This window comes from Faecalibacterium prausnitzii, from assembly GCF_003324185.1.
GTDB lineage: Bacteria > Bacillota > Clostridia > Oscillospirales > Ruminococcaceae > Faecalibacterium > Faecalibacterium prausnitzii.
The window spans coordinates 1-9,319 of the sequence record NZ_PXUP01000037.1 but is presented as its reverse complement, the minus strand read 5'-3'; the positions used below and the strand labels follow the sequence as shown (position 1 = coordinate 9,319).

Below are 9,319 nucleotides of genomic sequence, written 5' to 3'. Positions count from 1 at the left end.
ATCGCTATATTGGTGGAGCAAGCCAGTATATCCGCAAACCAGAGCCGCCGAGGAAAGCGGTAGTTTTTTAGAGCAAGATTCTACCGCAGTACCAAAATTCGCTTTTCGCTCATTTTGCCCCTGCGGGAATCTTGTTGGGGAGTGCCTTCCCCAAACCCTGCTAATGCGGCTTATGCCGCTTAAAAATCCCTCAAAATATTTTTTCGGATTTTTCAAAACAGTTCCGCTTCACACCCTGTTTTTCTCCTATTAGTGAGAGGACACCATACACAGAAAGGAGGTCTGTCGACCATGAAACGATACAACACGCCGCACCGCAGCCGGGTAGTCAAGACACGCATGACCGAGGAAGAATACGCTGAGTTTGCCCAGCGGCTTTCTGCTTACAACATGAGCCAAGCCGAGTTTATCCGGCAAGCCATAACCGGGGCAGCCATACGCCCCATCATAACCGTTTCCCCCGTCAATGACGAGCTGCTTGCCGCTGTCGGGAAGCTGACCGCCGAATACGGCAGGATCGGCGGCAACTTAAACCAGATAGCCCGGACGCTAAATGAGTGGCACAGCCCCTACCCGCAGCTTGCCGGGGAGGTACAGGCAGCGGTTTCCGACCTTGCTGCCCTAAAGTTTGAAGTCTTGCAGAAAGTGGGTGACGCTGTTGGCAACATTCAAACATATCAGCTCTAAAAATGCCGACTATGGCGCAGCGGAAGCCTACCTCACATTTGAGCATGACGAGTTTACCATGAAGCCCACCCTTGATGAAAACGGGCGGCTGATACCGAGGGAGGACTACCGCATTTCTTCCCTCAACTGCGGGGGCGAGGATTTCGCTGTTGCCTGTATGCGGGCGAATCTCCGCTATGAGAAAAATCAAAAACGGGAAGATGTGAAAAGCCACCACTATATCATCAGCTTTGACCCACGGGACGGGACAGACAACGGCTTGACCGTAGACCAGGCGCAGGAGCTGGGCGAGCAGTTCTGTAAAGAACATTTCCCCGGACACCAAGCCCTTGTATGCACCCACCCGGACGGGCATAACCACAGCGGCAATATCCATGTGCATATCGTCATCAACTCCCTGCGGATTTATGAAGTCCCGCTTCTGCCCTACATGGACAGACCAGCCGATACACGGGAGGGCTGCAAGCACCGCTGCACCAACGCCGCTATGGAATATTTCAAGAGTGAAGTCATGGAGATGTGCCACCGGGAGGGGCTTTACCAAATCGACCTCTTGAACGGTAGCAAGGAACGGATAACAGAACGAGAGTACTGGGCGGCAAAGAAAGGGCAGCTTGCCCTTGATAAAGAGAACGCCACCAGAGAAGTCGCCGGACAGCCGACCAAGCCCACCAAGTTTGAAACGGACAAGGCGAAGCTGCGCCGGACGATACGGCAGGCACTTTCCCAAACTACCAGCTTTGACGAGTTTTCTTCCCTTTTGCTGCGGGAGGGCGTGACCGTCAAGGAGAGCCGGGGGCGGCTTTCCTACCTCACGCCGGACAGGACAAAGCCTATCACAGCCCAGAAGCTTGGGGACGATTTTGACAAGGCTGCTGTCCTTGCCCTGCTCACGCATAACGCCCACAGAGCCGCCGAACAGACCAAAGCCATACCCGAATACCCTGTCGCAGTTAAAAAGCCGTCACAAGGGGAAAAACCCACAAAAACCACCCCGGCAGACAACACCTTGCAGCGCATGGTTGACCGGGAAGCAAAGCGAGCCGAGGGCAAGGGCGTGGGTTATGACCGCTGGGCGGCAAAGCACAACCTAAAGCAGATGGCGGCTACCGTTACTGCCTACCAGCAGTACGGCTTTTCTTCCCCGGAGGAACTGGACGAAGCCTGTTCTGCCTCCTATACCGCCATGCAGGAAAGCCTTGCAGAGCTGAAGCAGGTGGAACAGACGCTGAACGGAAAAAAGGAGCTGCAACGGCAGGTGCTTGCCTATTCCAAGACCCGCCCTGTCCGGGACGGGCTGAAACAGCAGAAAAACGCCAAAGCAAAAGCAGTCTACCGTCAGAAGCACGAAAGCGACTTTATTATAGCAGACGCAGCCGCCCGCTATTTCAAAGAAAACGGCATTTCCAAGCTGCCGGGTTATAAAGCCCTGCAAGCCGAGATTGAAAGCCTTATCCAAGAGAAAAACAGCGGCTACAACGATTACCGGGCAAAACGGGAGGAATACCGCCGCTTACAGACTGTCAAGGGCAATATCGACCAGATTTTACACCGGGAGCGCAAGCCTGTGAAAAGGCAGGAACAGGAGCGATAAAAACCGCCCCCAAATGTACCCGAACCCATACAGAACAAGGGGGCTGCCCCGTACCCTATCCGCAATACCAAAGGATTTTTTAACGGGCTTACAGGGCAGAAAAACCCCGAAAATGATACCGAGATGATACAGAATTACCGCCGATACCGCCACACCAGCGGAAACGGCAGAAAGGAGCGCACCCATGCCAAGAATGAGCAAGAAACGGCGGCTGGAATGGTCTTTTTTCCTGCGACAAGTGAAAGTCGGGAATACCACCTGCGACCGTATCACATACAACGACCTCTGCCGGGGCTGTACCCATAGCTGCAAGCAGAGCTTCCGGGCGGTTATCATACTCTGCCCCCGCTACTACTCCAAACGCCGGAAAAAGGAGGACAGGGACAATGGCAGATAACCGCAAGTATTACTACCTCAAGCTGAAAGAGAACTTTTTTGACAGCGACTCCATTGTGCTGCTGGAAGATATGAAAGACGGGATTTTATATTCCAATATTCTCTTGAAGCTGTACTTAAAATCGCTGAAAAACGGCGGGAAGTTGCAGCTTGACGAGCATATCCCCTACACAGCACAGATGATAGCGACACTGACCCGCCACCAGATAGGGACGGTTGAGAGAGCTTTAGAGATTTTCCGGCAGTTGGGGCTTGTGGAGCAGCTTGACAGCGGGGCTTTTTATATGACCGATATTGAACTGATGATAGGACAGTCCTCTACCGAAGCCGAGCGAAAACGGGCTGCAAGGCTGGAAAACAAGGCACTTTTACCGCCCCGGACAAAAGGCGGACATTTGTCCGACATTCGTCCACCAGAGATAGAGTTAGAGAAAGAGATAGAGATAGAAAAAGAGAGAGAGGGAGAAACGGGACACCCCGCCCTCGCCGCTTATGGCAGATACAACAATGTGATACTGACCGATACAGAACTTTCCGGGCTGAAAACAGAGCTGCCCGGCAAGTGGGAGTATTATATTGACCGGCTTTCCTGCCATATCGCTTCCACCGGGAAGCAGTACCACAGCCATGCAGCCACCATTTACAAGTGGGCGCAGGAGGACGCTGCCAAAGGCAAGGCTGCCCCGAAACAGGGCATACCCGATTATTCATGCAAGGAGGGCGAGAGCTTATGAAAAACGGGATTGAAGCTATGATTACAGACATTACAGCCACTACCGCCGAAGCGGAGGACTACACAGGCGAGGACGGGCTTTTATACTGCGGCAAGTGCCATACGCCCAAAGAAGTCTACTTTTCAAAAGAAACCGCCCAATGGTTAGGGCATGACCGACACCCGGTAGAGTGCGACTGCCAACGGGCAGCCCGTGAAAAACGGGAAGCCGCTGAAAGCCGACAGAAGCACCTTGAAACAGTAGAGGACTTGAAACGCCGGGGCTTTACCGACCCTGCTATGCGGAACTGGACATTTGAGCATGACAACGGCAGAAACCCGCAGACCGAAACCGCCCGCTTTTATGTGGATAGCTGGGAAACCATGCAGGCTGAAAATATCGGCTACCTGTTTTGGGGCGGCGTGGGGACAGGAAAAAGCTACCTTGCTGCCTGTATCGCCAACGCCCTTATGGAGCAGGAAGTCCCGGTGTGCATGACAAACTTTGCAACGATACTGAATGACCTTGCCGCCAGCTTTGAGGGCAAGAATGAGTATATTTCCCACCTTTGCAGCTACCCCCTGCTGATACTTGATGATTTTGGTATGGAGCGAGGGACGGAATACGGGCTGGAACAGGTTTACAGCGTGATTGACAGCCGTTACCGAAGCGGCAAGCCGCTGATCGCCACGACCAACCTCACGCTGGAGGAATTGCAGCACCCGCAGGACACGCCTCACGCCCGTATCTATGACAGGCTGACTTCCATGTGCGCCCCCGTCCGCTTCACGGGCAGCAACTTCCGAAAGGAAACCGCACAGGAAAAGCTGGAACGCTTAAAGCAACTGATGAAGCAGCGAAAGGAGAGCCTATGACAGAAACCAAACAGACAAGCACCACCAAAACAGACCGCCGCCCGGACTGTGTAACGGAAATCCGCATGGGCAACTCCGTCCTTACCGTTTCCGGCTTCTTCAAGCAGGGCGCAACCGACACCGCAGCCGACAAGATGATGAAAGTGCTGGAAGCGGAAGCTGCTACACAAAAAACGGCGATTTGACCGACCATAAAGAAGCAGATTTGACGCTTTTGCCGCTATACAGACAGCCGCCCCATGTGTTACAATCGAGGTACGGAATAGTGGGGCTGGCTGTCGGAAACGGAGGATTTTATGTTAAGACAGACCAACCAACAACCAATTACCGCCCTTTACCCAAGACTTTCCCATGAGGACGAGCTGCAAGGCGAGAGCAATTCCATTTCCAATCAGAAGCGTATCCTTGAAACCTATGCAAAGCAGAACGGCTTTTCCAATCTGCGCTGGTACACGGACGACGGTTATTCTGGTGCGAACTTTCAAAGACCCGGTTTTCAAGCCATGCTTGCGGACATTGAAGCCGGAAAAGTCGGGACAGTTATCGTAAAGGATATGTCGAGGTTAGGGCGAAACTACCTGCAAGTGGGAATGTACACGGAAATGATTTTCCCACAGAAAGGTGTCCGCTTCATCGCTATCAATGACGGAGTGGACAGCGCACAGGGCGACAATGACTTTGCCCCGCTGCGGAATATCTTTAACGAATGGCTGGTGAGAGATACGAGCAAGAAAATCAAAGCAGTAAAACGCTCAAAAGGCATGAGTGGCAAGCCCATCACAAGCAAGCCTGTGTATGGCTACCTCATGGACGAGGACGAAAATTTCATTATTGACGAGGAAGCTGCACCTGTAGTCAAGCAGATATACAACCTCTGCCTTGCCGGGAACGGTCCGACTAAGATAGCCCGTATGCTCACAGAGCAGCAAATCCCCACGCCGGGGACGCTGGAATACCGTAGGACGGGCAGCACCCGCCGCTACCACCCCGGCTATGAGTGCAAGTGGGCGACCAATACCGTTGTGCATATCCTTGAAAACCGGGAATACACAGGCTGTCTGGTAAATTTCAAGACAGAAAAACTTTCTTACAAAGTCAAGCACAGTGTAGAAAATTCCCCGGAAAAGCAAGTGATTTTCGAGAACCACCACGAGCCTATCATAGACACCCAGACATGGGAACGGGTGCAGGAGCTTCGCAAGCAGCGCAAACGCCCCAACCGCTATGATGAAGTGGGCTTGTTCTCCGGCATACTGTTCTGTGCGGACTGCGGCAGCGTCATGTACCAGCAGCGATACCAGACGGACAAGCGCAAGCAGGACTGTTATATCTGCGGCAACTACAAGAAACGCACCCATGACTGTACGGCGCACTTTATCCGCACCGACCTCTTGACCGCTGGTGTACTCTCCAATCTGCGGAAAGTGACCAGCTATGCGGCAAAGCATGAAGCTCGGTTTATGAAGCTCTTGATTGAGCAGAACGAGGACGGGGGCAAGCGCAGGAACGCCGCCAAGAAAAAGGAGCTGGAAGCCACCGAGAAACGTATAGCCGAGTTATCCGCTATCTTCAAGCGGCTGTATGAGGACAGCGTGACCGGGCGCATATCAGACGAGCGTTTCACAGAGCTGTCGGCAGACTATGAAGCAGAACAACGGGAGCTGAAAGAAAGAGCCGCTGCTATCCAAGCGGAGCTTTCCAAAGCACAGGAAGCCACCGTGAACGCAGAAAAGTTTATGAATGTTGTCCGGCGGCATACCAGCTTTGAAGAACTTACCCCTACTCTGTTGCGGGAGTTTGTAGAGAAAATCGTTGTGCATGAGTGCAGCTATGACGAGAACAAGACCCGTAGGCAGGACATTGAGATTTATTATTCTTTTGTTGGCAAGGTGGACTTGCCCGAATAACCGCCCGACCTGTCCGACACAATGCGCAAGTGCCGGATAGGAACGGCAAAATTTTTTACACTTCTATTGCTTCTTTATCACACATCAGTAAAGAGTCAGGGCATGAAGCAGCTCATGGCTGGCGGCGGCGTTGCCCTGATCGGCATCACCCTGATCCCCCTGCTGAGCGGTCTGTTCGGCTGATCTTTTCCGGGCGGCGATTGCCGCCCCGTACATATTTACTTGCAAGCATTTCCAACCCCTCCGTGGCAAACGGATTCTTATTATAAAGAGGAAACGCATTGCAAATCGAATATCCACCTTTATTCTGAAAGGACGGTGCTATTATGCAGATTTTGACTCACCTTATTTTTCTGCTCAACCTGCTCAAGACCCTGATCAATCATTTTTCTTGATGGGTGGTGGCGCTGAGTGGAAACAGTTCTCAAAGCGATCTCTGATTGGATAAAGTCACTGCTGACAGCGGCAATCATGTCCAATCTTTCCGGCCTGTTCGATGATGTGAACACCCAAGTGGGCGGCATCGCCCAGCAAGTCGGCACCAAACCATCCAGTTTTGAACCGCGCGTTTTCGCTATGATCGAAGCACTCTCCCGGAATGTGGTGCTGCCCATTGCAGGCGTGATTTTGACCTTCATCGCCTGTTATGAGCTGATCGAGATGATCACCCAGCACAACAACATGGCACAATTTGAACCGGCATTGATTTTGAAGTGGATTTTCAAAACTGCCATTTCGGTTTGGATGATCTCGAATACGTTTGACATCATCATGGCGGTGTTCGACGTGACGCAGCAGGTGGTGGCAAATTCCAGCGGCATTATTTCTGGCAACACGCGGGTGAACGACATCGGGCTTTCCATGCTGCAATCCAGCATGATGCAGATGGACGTCGGCCCCCTGTTCGGGCTGTTCTTGCAGTCCTTCTTCATCGGTATCACCATGCGCATCCTGTCCATCGTGATTTTCGTCATCGTCTACGGAAGAATGATTGAGATCTACATGATGGTCAGTCTGGCTCCGGTGCCCATGGCAACATGGGGCAACCATGAGCAATCCCATGTTGGACAGAACTATCTTCGTTCTCTGTTTGCGCTGGGATTTCAGGGCTTCCTGATCCTGATCTGCGTGGCAATCTACGCTGTTCTGCTCCAGAATGTTGCCATATCCGGGGATGCCATCAACTCGATCTGGAGCATCGTGGGGTACACGGTGCTGCTGTGCTTTACGCTGTTCAAGACTGGTTCTGTTGCCCGGAGTATTCTGGGCGCACACTAAGGAGGTGGAATTTTGGCAGCTTATATTTCCGTGCCGCGCGATTTCAGCAAGGTGAAGTCCAAAGTGGCTTTCAATCTGACCGCACGGCAGCTTATCTGTTTTGGTGCAGCGGCAGTCGTGGGCGTGCCGCTGTTCTTTGTTCTGCGGGATACCGCAGGCAATTCCGGTGCTACTCTCGGCATGATGGCAGTCATGCTGCCCATGTTCTTTCTGGCCATGTACCAGAAGAACGGCCAGCCCGCCGAAAAGATCCTGTGGTACTACCTTCAGGCACGTTTTGTTCGCCCGAAGGTGCGTCCGTACAAGACCCGCAATTACTATGCACTGCTTATGAAGGGAGATGACGCCCATGATTCCGTTTCTGAAAAAGAATAAGGATGGCAAAAAGCCGCCCAAGCCCACAGTGCCCCACACGGCACAGGAAAGCATCCCGTTCCAGCGGATGTTTGAGGACGGTACCTGCCGTGTCCGTCCCGGCTACTACACCCGCACCATCCAGTATCAGGATATCAACTATCAGTTGGCGCAGCAGGAGGACAAGACCGCCATCTTTGAGGAATGGTGCAGTTTTCTCAACTTTTTCGACAGCTCTATCCACTTCGAGTTGTCCTTCGTGAATACCGCCACCGATTCGGCGGACTTCGAGAAGTCCATCCGCATCCCGTACCAGCAGGATGGCTTTGATGATGTGCGAGCCGAGTACAGCCAGATGTTGCGGCAGCAGCTTTCCAAGGGCAACAACGGCCTGACCAAGACCAAATTCCTGACCTATGGCATCGAGGGCGACAGCATGGCGCAGGTCAAACCTCGGTTAGAGCACATCCAGAACGACCTGATGAACAACTTTCACAGGTTGGGCGTTCTGGCAAAGCCGCTGGACGGTACGGAGCGTCTGCGGCTGATGCACGGGATGCTGAACATGGATGGAGCCAACAAGTTCCACTTCAACTGGAAAGACCTTGTGCCCAGTGGTCTGTCCGTAAAGGATGCCATTGCCCCCACTGCGCTGGCGTTTAAGAACAGCCGTACCTTTCAGGTGGGCGGCATCTTCGGGGCGGTCAGCTTCCTGAATATTACGGCTTCTGACCTGAGCGATCAGCTTTTGAAGGATTTCCTTGATATGGATTCCAGCCAGATCGTTACCATGCACATCCAGTCCGTTGACCAGAACAAGGCCATCAAAACCATCAAGCACACCATCACGGAACTGGACCGCAGCAAAATCGAAGAGCAGAAGAAAGCCGTCCGCGCAGGATACGATATGGACGTTTTGCCGTCCGATTTGGCAACCTACGGCAGAGATGCCAAGGCACTTTTGAAGGAATTGCAGAGCCAGAACGAGCGGATGTTCCTTGTCACTTTTCTGGTGTTGAACACCGGCAAGACCGAGCAGGAACTGGAAACCAACGTGTTTCAGGCAGTCAGTATTGCCCAGAAGCACAACTGCGAATTATGCCGCCTTGATTTTCAGCAGGAGCAGGGGCTGATGAGCAGCCTGCCACTGGCAGACTGCCAGATTGAGATCCAGCGCGGTCTGACCACCAGCAGCACAGCGATTTTTGTGCCGTTTACCACACAGGAACTGTTCGACAACGGCAAGGAAAGCCTGTATTATGGCTTGAACGCCCTGTCCAACAACCTGATTATGGTAGACCGGAAAAAACTGAAGAACCCCAATGGCCTGATCCTCGGCACCCCCGGCTCTGGCAAGTCGTTCAGCGCAAAGCGTGAGATCTGCAACGCATTCCTCGTGACGGACGATGATATCATCATCTGCGACCCAGAATGTGAGGTGCGACACGAAGTCGCGTAATGTATTGTGTATAAACACTGCTCTATCCATTTGGAGTAACCCTACTGTGACCTGCA

The 9,319-nt window shown here is 52.7% G+C and carries 11 protein-coding genes and 2 pseudogenes; 11 read left to right on the top strand and 2 right to left on the bottom strand.

The genetic code is table 11. From position 1 onward, the window contains the following. A partial coding sequence (locus C7J97_RS15285; protein WP_479723710.1) for a hypothetical protein occupies positions 1-216 on the bottom strand: 216 nt, incomplete at its 3' end. A gap of 75 nt (positions 217-291) precedes the next feature. On the opposite strand from C7J97_RS15285, the gene C7J97_RS14155 reads away from it, so the two are divergent. The 8 genes and pseudogenes from C7J97_RS14155 to C7J97_RS15580 form a co-directional block, all read left to right on the top strand. After that, a complete protein-coding gene (locus tag C7J97_RS14155; protein ID WP_113993244.1) occupies positions 292-687 on the top strand; it encodes a plasmid mobilization protein in 396 nt (131 codons plus the stop codon). Next, positions 659-2,281: a relaxase/mobilization nuclease domain-containing protein gene (locus C7J97_RS14150; protein WP_113993245.1), complete on the top strand. Its 1,623-nt coding sequence runs from the start codon at positions 659-661 to the stop codon at positions 2,279-2,281. The genes C7J97_RS14155 and C7J97_RS14150 overlap by 29 nt, the downstream gene beginning before the upstream one ends. Before the next feature lie 184 nt (positions 2,282-2,465). After that, complete coding sequence (locus C7J97_RS14140) at positions 2,466-2,678, top strand: hypothetical protein (protein WP_005927784.1); 213 nt, start codon at positions 2,466-2,468, stop codon at positions 2,676-2,678. Then, positions 2,668-3,411, top strand: coding sequence for a phage replisome organizer N-terminal domain-containing protein (locus tag C7J97_RS14135; RefSeq protein ID WP_113993246.1), 744 nt, complete (start codon positions 2,668-2,670; stop codon positions 3,409-3,411). Before C7J97_RS14140 ends, C7J97_RS14135 begins: the two co-directional genes overlap by 11 nt. Then, positions 3,408-4,265: an ATP-binding protein gene (locus C7J97_RS14130; protein ID WP_113993247.1), complete on the top strand. Its 858-nt coding sequence runs from the start codon at positions 3,408-3,410 to the stop codon at positions 4,263-4,265. Before C7J97_RS14135 ends, C7J97_RS14130 begins: the two co-directional genes overlap by 4 nt. Then, on the top strand, positions 4,262-4,450 hold the full coding sequence (locus tag C7J97_RS14125) for a transposon-encoded TnpW family protein (RefSeq protein WP_002569233.1): 189 nt from the start codon (positions 4,262-4,264) through the stop codon (positions 4,448-4,450). Before C7J97_RS14130 ends, C7J97_RS14125 begins: the two co-directional genes overlap by 4 nt. A 111-nt stretch (positions 4,451-4,561) precedes the next feature. Continuing rightward, positions 4,562-6,172 (top strand): recombinase family protein, encoded by a 1,611-nt coding sequence (locus C7J97_RS14120; protein ID WP_113998242.1) that lies wholly within the window; start codon positions 4,562-4,564, stop codon positions 6,170-6,172. Between the two features lie 90 nt (positions 6,173-6,262). Then, positions 6,263-6,355 (top strand): annotated as a pseudogene (locus C7J97_RS15580) (Maff2 family mobile element protein); the annotation flags it as partial. A gap of 119 nt (positions 6,356-6,474) precedes the next feature. Here the strand turns inward: C7J97_RS15580 and C7J97_RS15090 are convergent. Next, a complete protein-coding gene (locus C7J97_RS15090; RefSeq protein WP_170126683.1) occupies positions 6,475-6,651 on the bottom strand; it encodes a hypothetical protein in 177 nt (58 codons plus the stop codon). Here C7J97_RS15090 and C7J97_RS14110 point away from each other — a divergent pair. From C7J97_RS14110 to C7J97_RS14100, 3 genes and pseudogenes are all read left to right on the top strand, one after another. Next, positions 6,584-7,450, top strand: coding sequence for a VirB6/TrbL-like conjugal transfer protein, CD1112 family (locus tag C7J97_RS14110; RefSeq protein WP_113998240.1), 867 nt, complete (start codon positions 6,584-6,586; stop codon positions 7,448-7,450). The genes C7J97_RS15090 and C7J97_RS14110 overlap by 68 nt on opposite strands. A gap of 12 nt (positions 7,451-7,462) precedes the next feature. Further along, on the top strand, positions 7,463-7,825 hold the full coding sequence (locus tag C7J97_RS14105; RefSeq protein WP_154276365.1) for a PrgI family protein: 363 nt from the start codon (positions 7,463-7,465) through the stop codon (positions 7,823-7,825). Next, a pseudogene (locus C7J97_RS14100) lies at positions 7,800-9,242 on the top strand (VirB4-like conjugal transfer ATPase, CD1110 family); the annotation flags it as partial. The gene C7J97_RS14105 and the pseudogene C7J97_RS14100, both read left to right, overlap by 26 nt. Between the last annotated feature and the right edge of the window lie 77 nt (positions 9,243-9,319).

Excerpts from the sequence above, each read along its gene's own strand:
- C7J97_RS14135 (WP_113993246.1), top strand. The coding sequence starts at position 2,668 with ATGGCAGATAACCGCAAGTATTACTACCTCAAGCTGAAAGAGAACTTT.
- C7J97_RS14120 (WP_113998242.1), top strand. The coding sequence starts at position 4,562 with ATGTTAAGACAGACCAACCAACAACCAATTACCGCCCTTTACCCAAGA.
- C7J97_RS14155 (WP_113993244.1), top strand. The coding sequence starts at position 292 with ATGAAACGATACAACACGCCGCACCGCAGCCGGGTAGTCAAGACACGC.
- C7J97_RS14125 (WP_002569233.1), top strand. The coding sequence starts at position 4,262 with ATGACAGAAACCAAACAGACAAGCACCACCAAAACAGACCGCCGCCCG.
- C7J97_RS14140 (WP_005927784.1), top strand. The coding sequence starts at position 2,466 with ATGCCAAGAATGAGCAAGAAACGGCGGCTGGAATGGTCTTTTTTCCTG.
- C7J97_RS14130 (WP_113993247.1), top strand. The coding sequence starts at position 3,408 with ATGAAAAACGGGATTGAAGCTATGATTACAGACATTACAGCCACTACC.